17 protein-coding genes are annotated in these 21966 nt (G+C 60.7%); 6 read left to right on the top strand and 11 right to left on the bottom strand.

Annotation, left to right across the window (positions count from 1 at the left end; genetic code table 11):
- Positions 1 to 149: 149 nt before the first annotated feature.
- On the bottom strand, positions 150 to 1496 hold the full coding sequence (locus ASC85_RS14280; protein ID WP_057449845.1) for a DEAD/DEAH box helicase: 1347 nt from the start codon (positions 1494 to 1496) through the stop codon (positions 150 to 152).
- Positions 1497 to 1689: 193 nt separating this feature from the next.
- Here ASC85_RS14280 and ASC85_RS14275 point away from each other — a divergent pair, with 193 nt between their 5' ends.
- Complete coding sequence (locus ASC85_RS14275) at positions 1690 to 2988, top strand: mechanosensitive ion channel family protein (RefSeq protein ID WP_057449844.1); 1299 nt, start codon at positions 1690 to 1692, stop codon at positions 2986 to 2988.
- Between the two features lie 55 nt (positions 2989 to 3043).
- Here the strand turns inward: ASC85_RS14275 and ASC85_RS14270 are convergent, their stop codons facing one another.
- From ASC85_RS14270 to ASC85_RS14255, 4 genes are all read right to left on the bottom strand, one after another.
- On the bottom strand, positions 3044 to 3910 hold the full coding sequence (locus tag ASC85_RS14270) for a carboxylate/amino acid/amine transporter (protein WP_057449841.1): 867 nt from the start codon (positions 3908 to 3910) through the stop codon (positions 3044 to 3046).
- A 142-nt stretch (positions 3911 to 4052) separates the two neighbouring features.
- Positions 4053 to 5921 (bottom strand): ATP-binding protein, encoded by a 1869-nt coding sequence (locus ASC85_RS14265; RefSeq protein ID WP_057449839.1) that lies wholly within the window; start codon positions 5919 to 5921, stop codon positions 4053 to 4055.
- A 298-nt stretch (positions 5922 to 6219) separates the two neighbouring features.
- Positions 6220 to 6819 (bottom strand): FMN-dependent NADH-azoreductase, encoded by a 600-nt coding sequence (locus tag ASC85_RS14260; RefSeq protein WP_057449837.1) that lies wholly within the window; start codon positions 6817 to 6819, stop codon positions 6220 to 6222.
- Positions 6820 to 6969: 150 nt separating this feature from the next.
- Positions 6970 to 7284: a hypothetical protein gene (locus ASC85_RS14255; RefSeq protein WP_003198925.1), complete on the bottom strand. Its 315-nt coding sequence runs from the start codon at positions 7282 to 7284 to the stop codon at positions 6970 to 6972.
- A 50-nt stretch (positions 7285 to 7334) separates the two neighbouring features.
- Here ASC85_RS14255 and ASC85_RS14250 point away from each other — a divergent pair, with 50 nt between their 5' ends.
- From ASC85_RS14250 to aqpZ, 5 genes are all read left to right on the top strand, one after another.
- The gene (locus tag ASC85_RS14250; protein ID WP_057449836.1) at positions 7335 to 8258 is read left to right on the top strand and encodes a LysR family transcriptional regulator; all 924 of its coding nucleotides are present in this window, start codon (positions 7335 to 7337) and stop codon (positions 8256 to 8258) included.
- Positions 8259 to 8272: 14 nt separating this feature from the next.
- Positions 8273 to 9076, top strand: a complete 804-nt coding sequence (locus ASC85_RS14245; protein ID WP_057449833.1) for an alpha/beta fold hydrolase — start codon at positions 8273 to 8275, stop codon at positions 9074 to 9076.
- A 4-nt stretch (positions 9077 to 9080) separates the two neighbouring features.
- Positions 9081 to 9644, top strand: a complete 564-nt coding sequence (locus ASC85_RS14240) for a peptidylprolyl isomerase A (protein WP_003198920.1) — start codon at positions 9081 to 9083, stop codon at positions 9642 to 9644.
- 83 nt (positions 9645 to 9727) lie between these two features.
- On the top strand, positions 9728 to 11560 hold the full coding sequence (locus ASC85_RS14235) for an ABC transporter ATP-binding protein (protein ID WP_014337085.1): 1833 nt from the start codon (positions 9728 to 9730) through the stop codon (positions 11558 to 11560).
- Positions 11561 to 11926: 366 nt separating this feature from the next.
- A complete protein-coding gene (aqpZ, locus tag ASC85_RS14230; protein WP_057449832.1) occupies positions 11927 to 12616 on the top strand; it encodes an aquaporin Z in 690 nt (229 codons plus the stop codon).
- A 16-nt stretch (positions 12617 to 12632) separates the two neighbouring features.
- Here the strand turns inward: aqpZ and ASC85_RS14225 are convergent, their stop codons facing one another.
- From ASC85_RS14225 to hrpA, 6 genes are all read right to left on the bottom strand, one after another.
- A complete protein-coding gene (locus ASC85_RS14225) occupies positions 12633 to 13757 on the bottom strand; it encodes a GNAT family N-acetyltransferase (protein WP_057449830.1) in 1125 nt (374 codons plus the stop codon).
- A 140-nt stretch (positions 13758 to 13897) separates the two neighbouring features.
- Entirely contained in the window at positions 13898 to 15208 is a 1311-nt protein-coding gene (locus tag ASC85_RS14220; protein WP_057449828.1) for an OprO/OprP family phosphate-selective porin, read from the bottom strand.
- Positions 15209 to 15527: 319 nt separating this feature from the next.
- A complete protein-coding gene (locus tag ASC85_RS14215; RefSeq protein WP_046062940.1) occupies positions 15528 to 15764 on the bottom strand; it encodes an anti-sigma factor family protein in 237 nt (78 codons plus the stop codon).
- The gene (locus ASC85_RS14210) at positions 15758 to 16369 is read right to left on the bottom strand and encodes an RNA polymerase sigma factor (protein WP_057449826.1); all 612 of its coding nucleotides are present in this window, start codon (positions 16367 to 16369) and stop codon (positions 15758 to 15760) included. Before ASC85_RS14210 ends, ASC85_RS14215 begins: the two co-directional genes overlap by 7 nt.
- A gap of 164 nt (positions 16370 to 16533) precedes the next feature.
- Positions 16534 to 17655, bottom strand: a complete 1122-nt coding sequence (locus tag ASC85_RS14205) for a beta-ketoacyl-ACP synthase III (protein ID WP_057449824.1) — start codon at positions 17653 to 17655, stop codon at positions 16534 to 16536.
- 328 nt (positions 17656 to 17983) lie between these two features.
- Positions 17984 to 21895, bottom strand: coding sequence for an ATP-dependent RNA helicase HrpA (gene hrpA / locus ASC85_RS14200; protein ID WP_057449821.1), 3912 nt, complete (start codon positions 21893 to 21895; stop codon positions 17984 to 17986).
- Positions 21896 to 21966: the final 71 nt, after the last annotated feature.

Here is a 21966-nt window from a genome sequence, read left to right as displayed (position 1 = left end):
GCCGGGTGTGTAAAGGACTTTCACCTCCAAGTCACCAGCATGGCCACCACAGCCAAACTGGTTGCGCTAACGCGCAACGCGCCATGCCTGGCGCACCCATAAAAAACCGGACCCAAGGTCCGGTTTTTTCATACAGCGCTAACGCTGACTCACTCAGCCGCCGGCGCCTCTGGCTTGCGGCGCTTGAGCGGGGCCATGCCGTCCTTGCTGACCAGCGACGGGGTATCGCTCTTCGGGCGGTTGGCGGTCTTGCGCTTGGTCGGGGCCTTGGCGCCGGTTTTCTTCTTGTCGCCCTTGGCGTCGACCTTTTTCTTCTTCACGCCAACGGCCTTGCCCGAGGCCTTGACCTTCTTCGGTCCGCCGTAGGTGCCTTTGACTTCCTTGATGGTGCGGCGCTCGAAGCTCTGCTTGAGGTAGCGCTCGATGCTCGACATCAGGTTCCAGTCGCCGTGGCAGATCAGCGAGATCGCCAGGCCGTCGTTGCCGGCACGACCGGTACGACCGATGCGATGCACGTACTCATCACCGCTGCGGGGCATGTCGAAGTTGATGACCATGTCCAGGCCTTCCACGTCCAGGCCGCGAGCGGCGACGTCGGTGGCGACCAGGATTTTCACGCCGCCCTGCTTGAGGCGGTCGATGGCCAGCTTGCGGTCCTTCTGGTCTTTCTCGCCGTGCAGTACGAACGCCTTGTATTCCTGGGCCACCAGGCGGCCGTAGATGCGGTCGGCCATGGCCCGGGTGTTGGTGAAGACGATGGCTTTTTCGTAGGTTTCGTTGGCCAGCAACCAGTTGACGATCTGCTCTTTGTGCTGGTTGTGGTCAGCGGTGATGATCTGCTGGCGGGTAGTGGAGTTCAGTTGGCTGACCGCGTTGAGCTGCAAGTGCTCAGGGTTGTTCAGCACCTTGGCGATCATCTCGCGCAGGCCCGAGCCGCCGGTGGTGGCGGAGAACAGCATGGTCTGCTGGCGATTGACGCATTCGTCCACCAGGCGCTGCACATCTTCGGCAAAGCCCATGTCCAGCATGCGGTCGGCTTCGTCCAGCACCAGCACTTCGACTTCCTTGAGGTCGAGGTTGCCGGCGTTCAACTGCTCGATCATCCGCCCTGGGGTGCCGATCAGGATGTCCGGCACCTTGCGCAGCATGGCGGCCTGGACCTTGAAGTCTTCGCCGCCAGTGATCAGGCCGGACTTGATGAAGGTGAACTGCGAGAAGCGCTCCACTTCCTTCAAGGTCTGCTGGGCCAGTTCACGGGTCGGCAGCAGGATCAGGGTCTTGATGCTGACGCGGACCTTGGCCGGGCCGATCAGGCGGTTGAGGATCGGCAGCACGAACGCGGCAGTCTTGCCGCTGCCGGTTTGCGCCGTCACCCGCAGGTCACGCCCCTGGAGCGCGAGCGGAATAGCCGCTGCCTGCACTGGCGTTGGCTCGACAAATTTAAGCTCGGCCACGGCTTTGAGCAGGCGTTCGTGCAGGGCGAATTGGGAAAACACGGGTGCTACCTCGAAGAAATGCAAAAAAACAGCTGCATAGGGTAACGGTTTCGAGCGCGAAGGCCGAGTTTCTTTATACAAACGGCGGTAAATCAGTGGATTTTTATCAGCTGCTATTGCATCAACGGTCACTTGACCGGGCTTAAATGCTCTAATCGCACCATCGCGTCTTTATAGAAGAACCGTTTCGTCCATGGACATCAAACAACTCTGGGTCAACATCCAAGACCTCTGGGGTGCCCTTGACCAGCACCCGATCCTGCATTCCAGCCTCGCCCTGATGTTGCTGCTGGTCATCGCCCTGGTGCTTGGCCGTGTGGCGCGCTACCTGATTTTGCACGCCGCCAAGTTGCTGGGGCGCCAACCAGCCTTGAACTGGGTCAACGACCTGCGCCAGAACAAGGTCTTTCATCGCCTGGCGCAGATGACACCGTCGCTGATCATCCAGTTCGGCCTGCACCTGGTGCCGGAGCTGAGCAAGACCAGCATGATTTTCCTGGGCAATGTCGCCCTGGCGTTCACCATCCTGTTCATGGTGCTGAGCCTCAGTGCCCTGCTCAGCGCCATGCTGGATGTCTACGCCCGCACTGAGCATGCACGTACCCGCTCGATCAAAGGCTACGTGCAACTGACGAAGATGGTGCTCTATGTGTTTGGCGCGATCATCATCGTTGCCACCCTGATCGACCGCTCGCCGCTGTTGCTGCTGTCAGGCCTGGGTGCGATGTCGGCGGTGATCCTGTTGGTCTACAAGGACACCCTGCTGTCGTTCGTCGCCAGCGTGCAACTGACCAGCAACGACATGCTGCGGGTCGGCGACTGGATCGAGATGCCCCAGGTCGGCGCCGACGGTGACGTGGTGGACATCACGCTGCACACGGTCAAGGTGCAGAACTTCGACAAGACCATCGTCTCGATCCCTACCTGGCGCCTGATGTCCGAGTCGTTCAAGAACTGGCGCGGCATGCAGCAGTCCGGAGGGCGGCGCATCAAGCGCAGCCTGTTCATCGACGCCAGCGGCGTACGTTTCCTGCACGACGAGGAAGAACAGCGCCTGACCCAGGTGCGCCTGCTGACCGACTACATCGGCCGCAAGCAGGCCGAACTCAAGGCCTGGAACGAGGCCCAGGGCAACGTTGCGGCGATGTCGGCCAACCGTCGGCGGATGACCAACCTGGGCACTTTCCGCGCCTATGCGCTGGCCTATCTGAAGAGCCATCCAGAGATCCAGCCGAACATGACCTGCATGGTCCGGCAGATGCAAACCACCGCCCAGGGCATCCCGCTGGAAATCTACTGCTTCACCCGCACCACCGCATGGGCCGACTACGAACGTATCCAGGGGGATATTTTCGATTACCTGCTGGCGGTGATGCCGGAGTTCGGGCTGAACCTGTACCAGCAGCCGAGCGGCACGGACCTGCGCTCGGGGTTGCTGCCGGCGGTGCTGGGAGCGAGCCACCTGCCCGAGCCGCAGAAGCAGGTGGTCTGACCCTCAAACACCAGAGATCCCCTGTGGGAGCGAGCCTGCTCGCTCCCACAGGGGGTCAGCGTGTAGCTGGCGGTTGGCGTACCCCCAACCGGCTGATCCAAACCGCCGCCAATATCACCGACCCACCCAGCAGCAACCGCCCCAGTGCCTCGTGCTGGTTCCAGATCAGCAGGTTCACCAGTAGCCCCACCGGCACATGCAGGTTGTTCATCACCGCCAGCGTCCCGCCGTTGACCAGGCACGCGCCTTTGTTCCACCAGTAGAGTCCCAACGCGGTGGAGACCAGGCCGAGGAACACCAGCACGCCCCATTGCAGCGGCGCTTCAGGCCAGAAGTTAACCTTGCCGAACAGCAGGAAAGCCGGCAACGCCACCATCAGCGCACCGAGATAGAAATAACCGAAACGCCGGTAATGCGGCAGGTCGCTCGGATGGCGAGCCACCAGGTGTTTGTACAGCACCTGCCCGGCGGCATAGGTGAAGTTGGCCAGTTGCAGCAGCAAGAACCCCATGAAGAAATCCGGGTTGATCCGGTCGTAGCGAATCACCGCCGCACCGGCCACGGCCACCAGCGCCGCAATCAGCGCCCAGGGATTGAAGCGACGGTTCAGCGCGTCTTCGATCAAGGTCACGTGCAGGGGCGTCAGGATGGTGAAAAGCAGCACCTCGGGCACCGTCAGCACTCGGAAGCTCAGGTACAGGCAGACGTAGGTCACGCCAAACTGCAAGGCACCGATCAACAACATGCCGCGCATGAACGCTGGCTCCACCTGGCGCCAGCGCGTCAGCGGAATGAACACCAGCCCCGCCAGCAACACCCGCACCAGCACCGCGAAATAACTGTCCACATGCCCGGCCAGGTACTCGCCGATCAGGCTGAAGGAAAACGCCTGGATCAATGTCACAAAAAGTAGATAGCCCATACCGCCCCTCGTTTCGAATGGCGGCGAAGATAGCGGTTTTGAACGGTGGGAGCGAGCTTGCTGGCGATGGCGGGGTGTCAGTCAGCATCTGTATTTCTGACCCACCGCCATCGCGAGCAAGCTCGCTCCCACAGATACCCCACTAACTTGGAACTTCATCCACGACCCAAGGAGTGGCCTGGCGCTGGTGCCGATGGCTGGCGGCACGCTGGAGCACTCGGGTCAGCGCCTGGAAGTTTGCCGGCTTGGTCAAGACGTCATCGGCACCAGCGACCCTGAAACGCTCTATCTCGCTGGAAAAAACACTCGCGGTGAACGCGACGATGTAGCAAGTATCGCCCTGGGGCAATTCACGGATTCTACGCACGGCCTCCAGCCCATCCATCACGGGCATGTTGATATCCATCAGAATGATCTCTGGCATCGAAGCCATGCAACGATTGACCGCTTCCAGGCCATCTGGCGCAAGGTCGGGGGCATAACCCAACTCTTGTAACATCGCCATGGCCACTTTCTGGCTCACCGGATGGTTCTCCACCAGAAGGATATCGAGCGGATAATCCTCGGCAAAAGACGAGTCGAAGCCAACCGTCGCATGATCATCCTTGATGGGTATTTCCGAGACTGAAAAAAGCGCCAGGGGGAGAGAGAAGGAGAATGTCGAGCCGACACCAGGCTCGCTGGTGAACGATAAAGTCCCCTGCTGCGCCTCAAGCAGGTTCTTACAGATGGAAAGACCCAACCCACTCCCAGTGAAGCGTTGACTGGCCGGCCCTTTAAACTGGGCAAAGGGCTTGAACAGATTGTCTTGCCGTTCCGTGGGGATACCGATGCCGGTATCGCGTATGGAGAAGTCGAGCCACGCTTGGGAGCCGTAGCCGCTGGTGGTGACCAGGAGCGATATTTTTCCGGCTTCGGTAAATTTGCCCGCATTGCCCAGCAAGTTGATCAATATCTGGCGAAGGCAATCCATATCGGTTTTGACCAAAGGCGGTACGTCCGGGGAAAACTGCGCCTCCAGCACGATGGGTTTGTCCTGGATATTTTGCCGGATTAGTTCCATACAGGATGAAACCAGTGCTCTCACTTCGAAAACACGAGGTTTCAATTCAAGTTTGCCCGCTTCGATTTTGGCAAGGTCGAGAATGTTATCGATGAGAGACAGCAGGGTCCGTCCACTGGAATGAATCGTTGTGAGAAGACGGCGTTGCTCGGGATCCAGGGCAGATCGGGCCAGTAATTCGGTCGCACCAATGACACCGTACATCGGGGTGCGAATTTCATGGCTCATGGTTGCCAGAAAGCTGGTTTTTGAACGATCAGCGTCTTCGGCGGCATTTTTTGCCTGGTTCAATACCTGCTCATTGACCCGCAGTTGCTGGAGATGAGCGCGCATGCGTAAAAGGAGGAGAGCGAGAAATACCAGGATGGCCAGGATGATGTGGTACAGGGAGTCATGATTAAGTTGTTGGTAGTAGTCCGCCAAGGTAATTTCCGCCCCGACAACATACACCGTACCGTCCTGTGATTTTAACGGGACAAAGACCGCGCGAAAATCACCCCAATGATCCGAGTAGTCGATCCAGGTTGGTTCGGTGCGCTCAAAACTATCGAGTAAAGCCTGGCTGGCATCGGGATAAGGGTCGAAAAAACGCACGAAATTCTTCTCTTGAATTTCTTTCTTCGATGCACTGGAGCTGATCAGGTAGGCCTTTGCATCTCGCTTGATCACGCTATAGACAAAAGCCGTGCCCATGGACTCGTTGAAGCCGGAAAGCCGCTGGATGGTATCCCAGTCCTGCGCTTGCGATTTGGATTGTTTATCCACCAGATTGTCATGGTAACGGTCGCCGAGGATGGCCGAAGCGCCCAGTGCGGCATGCAGCAATTTACTATTAATGTTGTCAGTGAGGACGCTTTGCGTCTGGACATAGAGGTAGTAGATATAGCCGCCAGCCCCTATGAGATAGACCAGGAATAAAGCCCATGTTTTCCGTTTGACTTTGAACATATCACAGTCTCCCTACTGCAATTGCGCGCATAAATTACCACAGCAGGCATCGAGAGACTTGCCAAACCCGGGTGAAGCCTGGGCCTGCACATCTTCGAGCCCTCAAGGCTTGAAGGGCCGCCCATCTTAAAGGGTCGTTGTTTCCATTGCCCAAAAAAAAGCCCGATCTCGCTAACGCGTTCAATCGGGCTGATGCACTCAGGAGCAATAAGTGCAAAGGGAGGTTCGATGCGCAAAACAGTTTGAAGGGAAGCGCCAGCTCAATAGACCACCTGGCGATTATCCGAGGATTAACGGATCAGGCGACCTGGGCCAGTTTGGCGTTGGCCTGATTCAGGCCCTTCTCCTGGAAGTCGCCGCCCAGGTTCATGCCCTCGGCGTGGATGAAGGTCACGTCGTGGATCCCGATGAAGCCCATGACCTGGCGCAGGTAGGGTTCTTGATGGTCAGAGCTGCCGCCGGCATGAATGCCGCCACGGGCGGTCAGCACGAAGGCGCGCTTGTCGGCCAGCAGGCCTTGAGGGCCGGTGGCGGTGTATTTGAACGTCACGCCGGCACGCAGCACGTGGTCGAGCCAGGCTTTGAGAGTGCTGGGGATGGCGAAGTTGTACATCGGTGCAGCCATCACCAGCACGTCGGCGGCCAGCAATTCATCAGTCAGTTGGTTGGAGCGTTCCAGCGAGGCGTTTTCAACGTCGCTGCGCTGCTCGGCCGGCTTCATCCAGCCCCCCAGCAGATTGGCATCCAGATGCGGCACCGGATTGATGGCCAGGTCGCGAACGCTGATTTCATCGGCCGGGTGCGCCGCTTTCCACTGGCTGATAAAGGTCTGGGTCAGTTGACGGGACACCGAGTCTTGCTGGCGGGCACTGCTTTCGATGATCAGAACGCGGGACATGGCTTGTAGGCTCCATCTGAGAATGTTGTCAGTCGATGGAGTGAAGGTTAAACGCGAGCATATCGATGAAAAAGCGCAAATAACTGCTGTAAAGCATCGATAAATTCGTTTATAAGCGGAGCAAGCAATATTGCCTGCCCCACTGCCGGGCTATTTCGGCTGACAGGTCAGCTTGATGCGCAGCTTGATGATGTTGCGGTTGAACTTGGCCGTGGCGTTCTTGAACTTGCCGGCGGCGACTTCGATCTTGCGGGTGCGAGGTGCTTCAGGGCCATTGCTGAAGACCACGGTACAAGCCGCGTCGGTGCTGCCGTAGTTATTGACCTGGATGGAACCGATATCGGCATCGGTGTCATAGGCGTTGTAGTCGATGCTCAGGCCGTTGAGGTGTTTTTCCACATCGATCGGGTAGGCAAACGCAGTCAGTGGCAGCAAGGCCAGCACCACACAACAGATTTTCTTCATTCGGCAGTCTCCACCAAGGGACTGCCAGCTTAGGACAAGAGGAGCTCGATATGAAAGCGCCCCGCGTGACCCTTGATCAATGGCGCACCTTGCAGGCCGTGGTCGACCACGGTGGCTTCGCCCAGGCCGCTGAAGTGCTGCATCGCTCCCAGTCGTCAGTGAGCTACACCGTGGCCCGCATGCAGGATCAGCTCGGCGTGCCGTTGCTGCGCATCGATGGGCGCAAGGCCGTGCTGACCGAAGCCGGCGGCGTACTGCTGCGCCGTTCCCGGCAACTGGTGAAACAGGCCAGCCAATTGGAAGACCTGGCCCACCACATGGAACAAGGCTGGGAAGCGGAAGTGCGCCTGGTGGTCGACGCGGCCTACCCCAACGCCCGCCTCGTTCGCGCCTTGACGGCGTTCATGCCACAAAGCCGTGGCTGCCGGGTGCGGCTGCGCGAAGAAGTGTTGTCGGGTGTCGAAGAAGTGCTGCTCGAAGGCGTGGCCGACCTGGCCATCAGCAGCTTCAGCATTCCTGGTTATCTGGGGGCAGAGTTGAGCGACGTTGAATTCGTCGCGGTGGCCCATCCCGAACACGCCCTGCATCGCCTCAACCGCGAGCTGACGTTCCAGGACCTGGAAAGCCAGTTACAAGTGGTGATCCGCGACTCCGGACGCCAGCAACCTCGCGACGTGGGTTGGCTCGGTGCCGAGCAGCGCTGGACCGTCGGCAGCCTGGCCACCGCCGCGACCTTCGTAGGCAGCGGCCTGGGCTTCGCCTGGCTGCCCCGGCACTTGATTGAGCGGGAACTCAAGGAAGGCACGCTTAAACAGCTACCCTTGGATCAGGGCGGCAGTCGCAACCCGAGCTTCTATCTGTATTCGAACAAGGAAAAACCCCTGGGCCCGGCCACGCAAATCCTGGTCGAATTGCTGCGCACCTTCGACACTGCGCCGCTGGATGCACCGTTCGCCGCCCCTGAACAAGCCTGACAAGGACTTCGACGATGGCCTATTTCGAGCACGAAGGTTGCAACCTGCACTACGAGGAATACGGCCACGGCACGCCCTTGGTATTGGTCCACGGGCTGGGTTCCAGTACCCAGGATTGGGAAAAACAGATCCCGGTGCTGTCCACCCACTATCACCTGATCGTGGTGGATGTGCGCGGCCACGGTCGCTCCGACAAGCCGCGCGGGCGCTACGGCATCGAAGGTTTCAGCGCCGACCTGATCGCCTTGATCGAACACCTGGGCCTGGGCCCGGTGCATCTGGTGGGCTGGTCCATGGGCGGCATGATCTGTTTTCAACTGGCGGTGGATGAACCCGGACGGCTCAAGAGCCTGTGCATCGTCAACAGCGCGCCCGAAGTCAAAGTCCGCACGCCCGACGATTGCTGGCAATGGTTCAAGCGCTGGAGCCTGATGCGCCTGCTCAGCCTGGAGACCATCGGCAAGGCACTCGGCGCCAAGTTGTTCCCCAAGCCCGAACAAACCGAGTTACGCCTGGAAATGGCCCGGCGCTGGGCAAAGAACGACAAACATGCTTATCTCGCCAGCTTCGATGCGATCGTAGGCTGGGGCGTTCAGGAACGACTTTCGCAGGTTGCCTGTCCAACCCTCGTCATCTGCGCCGACCACGACTACACCCCGGTGGCGCTGAAAGAAGCCTATGTAAAACTGCTGCCCGACGCACGGCTGGTGGTCATCGCCGATTCACGGCACGCTACCCCGCTGGATCAACCCGAACGCTTCAACCAAACCCTGCTCGACTTTTTGACCGCAACCGATTCCACCACTCAGGATCACTGACCCCATGCTGAAAAAAATCGCCCTTGCCGCCGGCACCGTACTGTTTGCCGCCAACCTGATGGCCGCGACACCCGCCAAGGCACCGCATGTATTGCTGGACACCACCAACGGCCAGATCGAAATCGAACTGGACCCGGTCAAGGCCCCCATCAGTACCAAGAACTTCCTTGAGTACGTAGACAGCGGCTTCTACAACAACACGATTTTTCACCGTGTGATCCCGGGCTTCATGGCCCAGGGCGGCGGCTTTACCCAGCAGATGCAGCAAAAAGACACCAAGGCACCGATCAAGAACGAAGCCAGCAATGGCCTGCACAATGTTCGCGGCACCTTGTCGATGGCGCGCACCTCCAACCCGGACTCGGCCACCAGCCAGTTCTTCATCAACGTGGCCGACAACGCCTTCCTCGACCCGGGCCGTGACGCCGGTTATGCGGTGTTCGCCAAAGTGGTCAAGGGCATGGACGTGGTGGACATCATCGTCAACTCCCAGACCACGACCAAACAAGGCATGCAAAACGTGCCGATCGACCCTGTGCTCATCAAGTCGGCCAAGCGCGTCGACTGAAGAGGCACACGGCAAGCCTGGGCGACGCGGTGATCCCGCGCCGCCCATAGCAAAAAGGAGAGCCCTTGCCAGGGCATTGACTGATGGTTTATCGCCGTTTCGAAACACTGATCGATATCTTCCGCGACGCCCCCACCTCGGCCCCGCCGAATCGCGTCCTGCCCTTCTACACCTATTACCTGAAACAAGTCTGGCCCAGCTTCGCCGTATTGCTGGTGGTGGGCCTGATCGGCGCGTTGATCGAAGTGGCGCTGTTCAGCTACCTGAGCCGCATCATCGACCTGACCCAGGGCACGCCCAATGTGGACTTCTTCAAGGTCCATGGCCTGGAACTGGCCTGGATGGCCGTGGTGGCGCTGGTTTTCCGGCCGATCTTCGTGGCCCTGCATGACCTGCTCGTGCACCAGACCCTGAGCCCCAGCATGACCAGCCTGATTCGCTGGCAGAACCACAGCTACGTGCTCAAGCAGAGCCTGAATTTCTTCCAGAACGACTTCGCCGGGCGCATCGCCCAGCGCATCATGCAGACCGGCAACTCCCTGCGTGACTCGGCGGTTCAGGCCGTGGATGCCCTGTGGCACGTGCTGATCTACGCCGTCAGTTCCCTGGTGCTGTTCGCCGAAGCCGACTGGCGCCTGATGATCCCGCTGCTGATGTGGATTGCCGCCTACATCGGCGCACTCTGCTACTTCGTGCCGAGGGTCAAGGAACGCTCGGTGGTGTCGTCCGATGCCCGCTCCAAGCTCATGGGCCGAATCGTCGATGGCTACACCAACATCACCACCCTCAAGCTGTTCGCCCATACCAATTTCGAACAGCAATACGCCCGCGAAGCCATCCAGGAGCAGACCGAAAAAGCCCAGTTGGCTGGCCGGGTGGTGACCAGCATGGACCTGGTCATCACCAGCATGAACGGGCTGCTGATCGTCGGCACCACCGCGCTGGCCTTGTGGCTCTGGACCCAGTCGCTGATCAGCGTCGGCGCCATCGCGTTGGCCACCGGGCTGGTGATCCGCATCGTCAACATGTCCGGCTGGATCATGTGGGTCGTCACCGGCATCTTCGAAAACATCGGCATGGTCCAGGATGGTTTGCAGACCATCGCCCAGCCGGTCAGTGTCACCGACCGTGACCAGGCCAAGCCCCTGGCGGTGGCCCGGGGCGAGGTGCGCTTCGAGCACGTGGATTTCCACTATGGCAAGAAAAGCGGCGTGATCGGCGACCTGAACCTGACCATCAAGCCCGGCGAGAAAATCGGCCTGATCGGCCCGTCCGGTGCGGGTAAATCCACCTTGGTCAACCTGCTGCTGCGCCTCTATGACGTGCAGGGCGGGCGCATTCTCATCGACGGCCAGGACATCGCCGAAGTCGGCCAGGAAAGCCTGCGCGAGCGCATCGGCATGATTACCCAGGACACCTCGCTGCTGCATCGTTCGATTCGCGACAATCTGCTCTACGGCAAGCCAGACGCCACCGATGCGCAACTCTGGGAAGCCGTGCGCAAGGCCCGGGCCGATGAGTTCATTCCCTTGCTGTCGGACGCCGAAGGCCGCACCGGCTTCGATGCCCATGTGGGTGAGCGCGGCGTGAAACTGTCCGGCGGCCAGCGTCAGCGCATCGCTATTGCGCGAGTGCTGCTCAAGGACGCGCCGATCCTGATCATGGACGAAGCGACGTCAGCGCTGGACTCGGAAGTCGAGGCGGCGATCCAGGAAAGCCTCGAGACCTTGATGCAAGGCAAGACCGTGATCGCCATCGCCCACCGTCTCTCCACCATCGCCCGGATGGACCGGTTGGTGGTGCTGGAGAATGGCCGCATCGCCGAAACCGGTAGCCATGCCGAGTTGCTGGCCCATGGCGGGTTGTATGCGCGGCTGTGGCAGCACCAGACGGGTGGGTTCGTGGGGATCGACTGAGTCGGGTTGGCTTCTACAGGCAGGAGGCGTGGGGATCGTGTGGGAGCAAGGCTTGCCCGCGATGAAGATGACGCGGTCTCCCGGATGGCCCGAGGCGCCTGCATCGCGAGCAAGCTTTGCTCCCACAGCCCAGTGTCCGAACGCCATTCTGAAAAATTCTGTCCAGGATCCATCTAGCCCACACCGCAACCACATACTCCCCCTCGACCACGGCCAGAACCGCCACCGTCCATGACGCTGGCGGTTTTTTTGTCGCTGGATTTGTTGCAGCACTCTGCTGTACTCAGCTCAGGTTCTGGAGATGAACCTGTCGTAATACTGCTGGATGCATAACCGATTATCACGACTGTTTTATCAAGGATACTTATGTCTTTACTCAAACGTTCAACGACTGAGTTGTTGGGTACGTTCTGGCTGGTACTGGGCGGCTGTGGCAGCGCGGTATTGGCTGCCTCAGGGATTGGCGTGCTGGGGGTTGCCCTGGCCTTCGGCTTGACGGTGTTGACCATGGCGTTCGCCATCGGGCATATCTCGGGTTGCCACCTGAACCCCGCCGTTTCGTTGGGCTTGTACGTGGGCGGGCGGTTTCCGGCCAAGGAGTTGCCCGCCTACATCATTGCCCAGGTCATAGGGGGTGTGCTGGCCGCCGCGCTGATCTACTTCATCGCCAGCGGCAAGGAAGGCTTTGACCTGGCCGCGTCCGGCCTGGCAGCGAACGGTTACGGCGAGCATTCGCCGGGTGGGTATTCGATGGCGACCGGTTTTGTTACCGAGCTGGTCATGACGGCGATGTTCATCCTGATCATCCTCGGTGCCACCGATAAACGTGCGCCCGCCGGGCTGGCACCGATTGCCATCGGCCTGGCCCTGACGCTCATTCACCTGATCTCGATTCCGGTCACCAACACGTCCGTCAACCCGGCCCGCAGTACCGGTCCGGCGCTGATTGTCGGTGGCTGGGCCATCGAGCAACTGTGGCTGTTCTGGGTAGCGCCGTTGCTGGGCGCCGTCATCGGCGGTGTCTCGTACCGCTGGCTAGGCCAGGAAAACCGCTGAGTCACACCCGCGAAGATCAGCACTGCCGATAAGGCAGTGCTGTCTTCGCCTCTTCGGCATACGCCAGCACACCCTCCTGTTCCCGGGCGAGAAAATCTTTGACCGCCGCTTTCAAACCGGGGTGGCGCAGGTAATGCCATGAGCGGGTAATCACCGGCTCGAACCCGCGAATCAATTTGTGCTCACCCTGGGCACCGGCGTCAAAGCGCTGCAAACCGTGGGCAATCGCGTAGTCCATGCCTTGGTAGAAACAGGTCTCGAAGTGCAGGCGGTCGAACTCCGCCAGACAGCCCCAATAACGTCCATAGAAACTGTCGCCACCCACCAGGCTGAACGCCATCGCCACCGGCCGCGAACCTTGCTTGGCCAGCACCACGCGGATGGCCTCGGGCATGCGTTCGGCCAGCAGGCTGAAGAACGCTCGGGTCAGGTAGGGCGCCTGGCGTCGTATCGCGTAGGTGTTGGCGTAACAGGCGTAGACAAAATCCCACTGCGCCTCGTCCAACTGATGACCTTCGAGCCATTCGAACGCGATGCCCTGCCCCGCCACTTGCTCGCGTTCCTTGCGCATCTGCTTGCGCTTGCGGGAACTGAGGGCATCGAGAAAATCCTGGAAGTCCCGATAACCGCGATTTTGCCAGTGATACTGACAGCCGATCCGCTGCAGCCAGCCCTCCTGCCCGGCGAGTGCCCCGTCGGTGAAGGCGTCGGTGAAGTTGATGTGGGCGCTGGAAAGCCCTTCGATTTCCAGGTAGCCGGGCAGGCTACCCAGCAGTTCCAGGCCATCTTCCGCGCGCGCTGCCAGCAACCGCGGGCCACTGACCGGGCTGAACGGCACCGCCGTCAGCAGCTTGGGGTAGTACTCGATGCCGGCGCGGGCGCAAGCGTCGGCCCAGGCATGGTCGAACACGTATTCGCCGTAGGAATGCCACTTGCGGTAACTGGGCAAGGCCGCCAGCAGACGACCGTCTTCGATGTGCAGCAAATGCTCGGCTTGCCAACCGGATTGCGGGCCCAGGCTGGCGCTGTCCTCCAGGGCGCTGAGGAAGGCGTGGCGCAGGAAAGGCTGGTTGGCGGGCACCAGCGCGTCCCACTCGTGCGGCGCGATGGCGGACAGGCTGTCCAAGACGTGAAGCGGCATGCGGTTACTCGATAGCCAGACGACGGATGGAGCGAGTATCGCCGATCCTGACCGGGCGCACATAAAAAAACCCCGCCAGAGGCGGGGTCGAAAGGAGCTTTAACGGATGAAGAAAGAGCTCTGTATCAAGTCAGCGCGATTTAGAACACGTACTGGGCACGGACTACGAAACCGTCGCCATCGTCATCGCCATTGGCGTTGGTGACTTTGTCGGTCTTGGCCTTGACGTAGGCACCGGTGATTTTCACCGCTTCGTTGGCATACCAGTTCACACCCAGGTTGTGCACCTTGGCTTCGGCATCGCCCACTTCACGAGTCGCCGAGGCCGTGGTGATGTTGTCGTCTTCGACGGTCAGGCTGTCGAAGCGGTAGAACACTTCCCAGGCGCCGATGGATTTGTTCTGGGGCTTGATCGCGTCAAACTTGCCGACTTTATAGCCGCGGGATTCACCGGTGATGGTGTAGGCACCCTGGACGTAGAAGCCGTGGCCTTTGATGTCTTCGAAGGCCGCGCTGTCAGCTTTGGTCTTGCGGCTGATGTATTCACCTTGGATCGACGCTGGGCCCATGGCGAAAGCGGCTTCCAGGCCGAAGGCGGTGTCGCTGTCGTACGAACCGGCCGCCGAGTTGTTGGCACCGCCAAGCAGAGGACGATTGCCGTTGGTGCCAGCGTCGTTGCCGCCACCCGTCACCACGCCTCGCATGCCCAAGCGCGATTGATAACGTGCGTCGAACACAGTGTCCGAGACATCGCGTGACGCCACGTTCACACCAAAATGCAGGACGTTACCGGCGTCGTGCATCGGCGCGAAGACGAAGCGACCGTTGACTTGCTTGACGCTGTTGCCGTCGGTGTCATTGTTATCCTTGCTGAACACACCGGCCGAAGCGTAGAACGAATCGGCGAACGTGCTGGACGCTTGCAGGCCCAGGCCATTCTGGTGGCCGTTGGCCCAATCGATCAGGTCGTAGGCGGCGTTACGCTCAGGAGCAGTGACCCATTTGGAGCTGGTGGCTTTTTCCAGGCCGAAGTCCGGGTCGAAACGGCCGACCTTGATCGAGACCGGTTTGAAGCCGTTATAGGCCAGGGACGCTTCGTCGAAGTAGCCGTCCTCCGAAGTACCAGCGTTATGAGAGAAATCGTAGTTGATGGTGTAGGCCCAATCCGTGTACAGCACGCCGGAAAGCTCCAGGAACGCGCGGCGGAAGTAAGCGGCGTCGGCAGTGTCACCATTTTTGGTGTAGATACCGTCGAACTGGCTGTAGTCAGCCTGCAAACGACCACCGAGCTTGAAGCTGAACTCTTTGTCAGTGGTAGCGACCTCAAGGCCGCCCTTGGTTTTGACCACGATATCGGCGCCATCGGTGGTGACGGTGCCGGCGAAAGCCTGGGCGGTTACTGCCATTGCCAGTGCGCTGGCGGCAACACCTGCGAAGTGCTTGCGGATCATCGAAGAATTCCCCTGTTGGTAGTCTATGCCGTTAGAAAACACGCGGAACTGGGCCCGCTGGTGTTGGGAGGGGATCTTGGCGATGGGTTGTGTCAGGCGAGTTGCTATCACATAAAGATTTTATGACAGCGGAACTTTTTACTTCGAATGGGAATAACCGTAGGAGCTGGCGAAGCCTGCGATCTTTTGCTTCTTCGCTTGATACTCAATCGTTAGGGGGAAGATCGCAGCCTCGTTGCACTCGACAGCTCCTACCAGCTCCTACCAGCTCCTACCAGTTCCTACCAGTTCCTACCAGTTTCTACCAGCTCCTACGGGTTTAGCGGATGTTTTTGCGGCGCTCGGCGGCGAGTTTCTCGGCGAGGTGATCCAGGTCGGGGATCGGCGGTTGCGGCAGTTTTTTGAGGGTCGCCTGCATCAGGCGCATCTGGCGGATAAAACGCCGGCACTTGGCACAGAACATCAGGTGATGACGCACCATCAGGCGTTCACGAAAACTTAACTGGCCGTCGAGATAATCGCTGGAGCGCGCCACTTGTTCCTTACAGGTCAGCATTCGCCGGTTTCCTCGAAATGTTCAACGGTCGCGAAGACTTTCAGCCGGGCGCGATGCAACAGCACTCGCACATTGGAGAGCGAAATATCCAGAAGATTACAGATTTCTTCCAGCTCCAGCCCCTGGCGTTCCCTCAGGTTCAGCACGCTGCCTTGCAGTTCCGACAGGCTGAGCAATGTGTGCTCCAGGCAATCGCGTAATTCCTCCATCGTGAGCAACGCCTCAGGCGTGTCCTGGTGCCAGGCGAACGGCGCCAGCAGCCAATGACCATCGGCGGCGAAACGATCATCGCCGAGGGTGCCGTGGGGGGACGGCAGATCGTCGAGCAACACCTCCCGACGATTCTGCTTGTAGCGGCCCTTGGCGGCGTTGGCCGTGATGGTCAACAGCCAGGTCTTGAGGCTGGAACGCCCCTGGAAGCCACTGAGATTGCGCACCACCGACAGCCACGCGTCCTGCACCACTTCGTCGGCATGGCGGCTGCCGACGATGGCATAGGCCACGGCGCGCATAGGGCTCTGGTAGGCGCTGACCAGCTCCTTGTAGGCCTGCTGCTCACCGGCCAGGAGGCGTTGGAGCAGGAGGGTGTCGTCGGTGACCGTCATTAAACGTCCTATTGCTGGATAGATCGCGGTTGTGGCGTGGGAGCAAGGCTTGCCCGCGATGCAGGCGACGCGGTCCTCCATAAACCGAGTCGCCTGTTTCGCGAGCAAGCTTTGCTCCCACAAGGACTTGCCCCCACAAAAAAATTCGACGCAGCAACAGTGGATCAACGCTTGCGCAAAATCACGCTGCCAATCGAATAACCGGCGCCGAACGAACTGAGCACGGCGACCGAGCCGCTGGGCAGGTCATCCTGGTATTTGTGGAACGCAATCACCGAACCGGCCGAACTGGTGTTGGCGTAGCGGTCGAGGATCACCGGTGCTTCCTCTTCGGTGGCTTCGCGTCCCAGCAGTTTGCGCACGATCAAGTGGTTCATGCTCAGGTTGGCCTGGTGCAGCCAGAAGCGCTTCACCTCGCCAACGTTCAGTTGGTTTTCTTCCAGGTGAGCACCGATCAGCTCGGCCACCATCGGGCAGACGTCGCGGAACACCTTGCGGCCTTCCTGGACGAACAACTTGTCGCGGCTACCGGCGCCCTCTTCCGCGGCGCGGTTGAGGAAGCCGAAGTTGTTGCGGATGTTGTTGGAGAACTTGGTCAGCAGTTTGGTGCTGACCACGTCGAACTGGTACGGCGAGGTCGCCAGGTCCGCCCGCTCGATGATCACGGCGGTGGCCGCGTCGCCGAAAATGAAGTGGCTGTCGCGATCACGGAAGTTCAGGTGACCGGTGCACACTTCCGGGTTGACCATCAGGATCGCCCGGGCCTGGCCCAGTTGCACGCTGTTGGCCGCTGCCTGGATGCCGAAAGTTGCCGAGGAACAGGCCACGTTCATGTCGAAACCGAAACCGTCGATGCCCAGGGCTTCCTGGACCTCGATGGCGATGGCCGGATACGGCCGCTGCAGGTTGGAACAGGCGACAATCACGCCGTCGATGTCGGCGACGGTGCGGCCGGCGCGTTCCAGGGCCTGCTTCGCGGCGCCGATGGCCATTTCGCACAGCACCGACCACTCGTCGTTGGAGCGCTCGGGCAAGCGTGGGGTCATGCGTTGTGGATCGAGAATGCCGTCCTTGTCCATGACAAAGCGGCTCTTGATGCCGGAAGCCTTTTCGATGAACGCGGCGTTGGATTCGGTCAAGGCCTCGACTTCACCGCGCGCGATGGCGTCGGCGTTATCGGCGTTGAATTGCCCGACATAGGTATTGAAAGATTGCACCAGCTCTTCGTTGGAGATGCTGTTGGCCGGGGTGTACAGGCCGGTGCCGCTGATGACGACGTTATGCATGGTCGTGTCTCTGATCTGTTCAGGCAGAAAGCATTGGCACCGACGTACCAATACACAAAGGGACTTTTCCCATCCGGGGAAGCAGCCCTGGCATCGCTTTATTCCGATCCGCCCGAGGCATTGAAGCTCAAAACCACGGGACCGGCATTTATAGCCGCGAAGTTTGCCATAAACGCTGGCGTTTGGCCCATTCTCCCTTCACTACAACACCATACCCTGTGGGAGCGAGCTTGCTCGCGATGGCGGTGTATCAGTCAATATCAATGCAGGCTGAACCACCGCTATCGCGAGCAAGCTCGCTCCCACAGGGGTTTGATGGTCTTTGCCATCAACCCTCCACCTGCCCCCACTGCTTGCCCAGGCGCTTGTCCGAGATCGGCACCTTGGTCCCCAGTTGCTGGGCGAACAGCGACACCCGGTATTCCTCCAGCCACCAGCGGTACAGCTCCAGTTGCGGATCACGCTTGCCTTCCTGAGCGTGTTTGCTGGCGCGGGCCTGGTATTGGGCCCAGAGGTTCGACAGCTCGCCGCTCCAGACCCGGTCTTTCTGCACCTGGCTACCGAGCTTCTCGAAGCGTTGCTCGATTGCCTTAAGGTAGCGCGGCAGTTCCTTGAGCCACTGATGTGGGGTTTCGCGGACGAAGCCCGGGTAGACCAGGTGGCTGAGTTGCTGCTTGATGTCGTTCAGCGCCACGGCCTGGGCCAGGTCGATCTTGCCCTTGAAGCGTTTTTGCAAACCATGCCAGAGCTTGAGGATGTCCAGGGTCAGCTTCGCCAGGCGTTCGGCGTGCTCGGTCCAGCCGCCGCGCTTGCGCTCGGCCAGGGAGGCCAGCGCGGCGCCGTCACGGGGCAGGCTCGCTTCGCCTTCGAGCACACAACTGTCGAGGCTGGCCAGCAGAATGTCTTCCACCAGGCTGTCGATGCGGCCCAGATCGCGGTACAGCAGGCCCAATTCCGTCAGCCCCGGGAGCTTGCCGCGCAGGAACTTGGCCGACTCGGCCAATTGCTGCATCAGCAAGCGCTGCAAAGCGCGGCGATGCTGGAACTCGGCTTCGGCCGGCGTCGGGAATCGCCCTTCCTTGACCACGCCGCCCTCTTCCACCAGCGCCGGGTAGACCGTCATCGACAGCCCGGCGATCTTCTGTTGGGTTTTCTCGGCCACCGGCGCGAAGACCTTCGCCTCCACCGGCGCCTGGCTTTTCGCCGTTTGCGGTACGGCCAGGGCCGCCTGGCTGGCTTCGGCAAAACGCGCCGTCAACTCGGCCAGGTCGCGGCCTTCGCCAAGGAACTTGCCCTGGCCGTCGACGATTTCCAGGTTCATGCGCAGGTGGTTTTCCACCTGCTGGGCCGCTTCAGCCCAAGCTTCGTCACTGACCCGCGCGCCGGTCATGCGCAGCAATTCGCGACCCAGGGACTGCGGCAACGAGCCCTCGGCGAAGGTGATGCGCTGCAGCGCCGCCTTGACGAAATCCGGCACCGGCACGAAGTTCTTGCGCAAGGCCTTGGGCAGGTTGCGCACCAGGGCGATGCACTTGGCCTCGATCACCCCCGGCACCAGCCATTCCAGGCGTTCCGGCGGCAGCATCGGCAGCAGTGGCGCCGGCACTCGCAACGTCACGCCGTCGCGCGGGTGGTTGGGCTCGAAGTGATAACTCAGCGGCAAGGTCAGGTCGCCGACGCGCAAGGTGTCGGGGTAATGCGCGGCGGTGACTTCACTGGCTTCGCGGGCCAGCACGTCTTCTTCGCGCATGATCAACAGTTGCGGGTCCTTCTGGCTGTTGATCCGGTACCAGCTGTCGAACGTCGCGGTCTGGTGGATCTCGGCCGGCAAGCGCGCGTCGTAGAAGGCAAACAGGGTTTCCTCGTCCGCCAGGATGTCGCGGCGACGGGCCTTGGCTTCCAGCTCGTCGAGTTGCTCCAGCAACCGGGTATTGGCGCTCAGGCACTTGGCCTTGGACTGGATCTCGCCGCGCACCAACGCCTCGCGGATGAACAGTTCACGGGAGACCACCGGGTCCACCGGCCCGTAGTGAACTGGCCGGCGACCAACGACGATGAGCCCGAACAGGGTGATTTGCTCATAAGCCACCACTTGCCCGCGCTTCTTCTCCCAATGGGGTTCGAAGTGGTTTTTCTTGATCAGGTGCCCGGCCAGCGGTTCGATCCAGTCCGGTTCGATCTTGGCCACCATGCGCGCATACAGCTTGGTGGTTTCCACCAACTCGGCGGTCATCAGCCATTGCGGACGCTTCTTGCCCAGGCCCGACGAGGGGTGGACCCAGAACCGCCGCTGGCGAGCGCCGAGGTAATCGCCGTCTTCGGTTTTCTGGCCGATCTGGCTCAACAGGCCCGAGAGCACCGCCTTGTGCAATTTCGGGAAGTCGGCCGGTTCTTTGTTGAGGCTCAACTGCATGTCGCGGCAGATCAGGCTCAACTGCCGATGGGAATCACGCCACTCGCGCAGGCGCAGGTAATTGAGGAAGTTCTTGCGGCACCAATTGCGCAGCGGGCTGGCGGTCAGGGCCTGGCGCTGCTCTTCGAAACCGCGCCACAGGTTGACCAGCCCGGCGAAGTCCGAATCCGCGTCCTTCCACTGGGCATGGGCCTGGTCCGCCGCCTGTTGGCGCTCCGGCGGACGCTCGCGCGGGTCCTGGATCGACATGGCGCTGGCGACGATCAACACTTCCTGCAAACTGCCCAGCTTCGCCGCTTCCAACAGCATGCGGCCCATACGCGGGTCCACCGGCAGGCGCGCCAACTGGCGACCGAGCGGGGTCAACTGGCTGTTGCGGTCCACCGCCGACAATTCTTGCAGCAGGTTGAAACCGTCACTGATGGCCTTGCCATCCGGCGGCTCGATGAACGGGAAATCGGTGATCTCGCCGAGACGCAGGTGCAGCATCTGCAGGATCACCGCCGCGAGGTTGGTGCGCAGGATCTCGGGGTCGGTGAATTCCGGCCGTCCAAGAAAGTCTTCTTCGCTGTACAACCGCACGCAGATGCCCGGTTCGACCCGCCCGCAGCGGCCCTTGCGCTGGTTGGCGCTGGCCTGGGAAATGGCTTCGATGGGCAAGCGCTGGACCTTGGCCCGATAGCTGTAGCGGCTGATGCGCGCGGTGCCGCTGTCGATCACGTAGCGGATGCCCGGCACGGTCAGCGAGGTTTCGGCGACGTTGGTCGCCAGCACCACGCGACGGCCCGGGTGGGACTGGAAGATGCGCTGCTGTTCGGCCGGCGACAGGCGCGCATACAGCGGCAGAATCTCGGTGTGCTTGAGCTGGGCCTTGCGCAGCATTTCCGCGGCGTCGCGAATCTCCCGCTCGCCTGGCAGGAACACCAGCACGTCCCCAGGGCTGCGCCGCTCGCTGCGCTCGTAGGCGGCGATTTCATCGAGGGTGGCGAGGATCGCCTGGTCGACGGTCAAGTCGTCTTCGACCCGGTTGCCTTCCTCGTCCTGCTCCAGGGTCAGCGGGCGATACCAGGTTTCCACCGGGAAGGTGCGGCCCGAGACTTCGACGATCGGCGCGTCATCGAAGTGCTTGGAAAAGCGCTCCAGGTCGATGGTCGCCGAGGTGATGATGACTTTCAGGTCGGGACGGCGCGGCAGCAGGGTCTTGAGGTAACCCAGCAGGAAGTCGATGTTCAGGCTGCGTTCGTGGGCTTCGTCGACGATGATCGTGTCGTAGCGCTCGAGGTAGCGGTCATTCTGGGTCTCGGCCAGCAGGATGCCGTCGGTCATCAGTTTGATCAGGGTGTTGGCGTCGCTCTGGTCCTCGAACCGCACCTGATAGCCCACCAGCGCCCCCAAGGGCGTGGCCAGTTCCTCGGCCACCCGGCTCGCCACACTGCGCGCAGCGATCCGGCGCGGCTGGGTGTGGCCGATCAAGCCATGCTGGCCGCGGCCGATCTCCAGGCAGATCTTCGGCAACTGCGTGGTTTTGCCCGAGCCGGTTTCGCCGGCGATGATCAGCACCTGGTGCTTGAGCAGCGCGTCCTTGATTTCGTCGCGCTTGGCGGCAATCGGCAAATTGTCGTCGTAGCGAATCACCGGCAGGCTCGCCTTGCGCGCCAACACCTGATCGCACGACGCCTGCATGCGCGTCACCCACTGGGCCAGCTTGGCCTCGTCGGGCTTCTTGCGCAGCTCGAGCAACTGACGCCGCAACCGGTGACGGTCGGCGAGCATGGCGTGGTCGAGGTTTTTCAGCAGCTTGTCGATAGCGGGAAATTGGTCAGTCATCAGGTACGCAAGGGGAATAGGAGCAGCGGCAAGTTTCAAGCTGCAAGCTGTAAGTTGCAAGCGGCACTGGC

It is taken from the genome of Pseudomonas sp. Root401 (assembly GCF_001425105.1).
In the GTDB taxonomy this organism is placed as follows: domain Bacteria; phylum Pseudomonadota; class Gammaproteobacteria; order Pseudomonadales; family Pseudomonadaceae; genus Aquipseudomonas; species Aquipseudomonas brassicacearum.
This window is presented reverse-complemented; position numbering and strand designations above follow the sequence as displayed.

What these genes read in the sequence shown, in the direction of transcription:
- ASC85_RS14215 (WP_046062940.1), bottom strand. Translation starts at nt 15,764, where the DNA reads ATGCTGACCTGTAAGGAACAAGTGGCGCGCTCCAGCGATTATCTCGAC.
- aqpZ (WP_057449832.1), top strand. Translation starts at nt 11,927, where the DNA reads ATGTCTTTACTCAAACGTTCAACGACTGAGTTGTTGGGTACGTTCTGG.
- ASC85_RS14245 (WP_057449833.1), top strand. Translation starts at nt 8,273, where the DNA reads ATGGCCTATTTCGAGCACGAAGGTTGCAACCTGCACTACGAGGAATAC.
- ASC85_RS14265 (WP_057449839.1), bottom strand. Translation starts at nt 5,921, where the DNA reads ATGTTCAAAGTCAAACGGAAAACATGGGCTTTATTCCTGGTCTATCTC.
- ASC85_RS14270 (WP_057449841.1), bottom strand. Translation starts at nt 3,910, where the DNA reads ATGGGCTATCTACTTTTTGTGACATTGATCCAGGCGTTTTCCTTCAGC.
- ASC85_RS14205 (WP_057449824.1), bottom strand. Translation starts at nt 17,655, where the DNA reads ATGCATAACGTCGTCATCAGCGGCACCGGCCTGTACACCCCGGCCAAC.
- ASC85_RS14255 (WP_003198925.1), bottom strand. Translation starts at nt 7,284, where the DNA reads ATGAAGAAAATCTGTTGTGTGGTGCTGGCCTTGCTGCCACTGACTGCG.
- ASC85_RS14260 (WP_057449837.1), bottom strand. Translation starts at nt 6,819, where the DNA reads ATGTCCCGCGTTCTGATCATCGAAAGCAGTGCCCGCCAGCAAGACTCG.
- ASC85_RS14240 (WP_003198920.1), top strand. Translation starts at nt 9,081, where the DNA reads ATGCTGAAAAAAATCGCCCTTGCCGCCGGCACCGTACTGTTTGCCGCC.
- ASC85_RS14235 (WP_014337085.1), top strand. Translation starts at nt 9,728, where the DNA reads ATGGTTTATCGCCGTTTCGAAACACTGATCGATATCTTCCGCGACGCC.
- hrpA (WP_057449821.1), bottom strand. Translation starts at nt 21,895, where the DNA reads ATGACTGACCAATTTCCCGCTATCGACAAGCTGCTGAAAAACCTCGAC.
- ASC85_RS14275 (WP_057449844.1), top strand. Translation starts at nt 1,690, where the DNA reads ATGGACATCAAACAACTCTGGGTCAACATCCAAGACCTCTGGGGTGCC.
- ASC85_RS14220 (WP_057449828.1), bottom strand. Translation starts at nt 15,208, where the DNA reads ATGATCCGCAAGCACTTCGCAGGTGTTGCCGCCAGCGCACTGGCAATG.
- ASC85_RS14225 (WP_057449830.1), bottom strand. Translation starts at nt 13,757, where the DNA reads ATGCCGCTTCACGTCTTGGACAGCCTGTCCGCCATCGCGCCGCACGAG.
- ASC85_RS14210 (WP_057449826.1), bottom strand. Translation starts at nt 16,369, where the DNA reads ATGACGGTCACCGACGACACCCTCCTGCTCCAACGCCTCCTGGCCGGT.
- ASC85_RS14250 (WP_057449836.1), top strand. Translation starts at nt 7,335, where the DNA reads ATGAAAGCGCCCCGCGTGACCCTTGATCAATGGCGCACCTTGCAGGCC.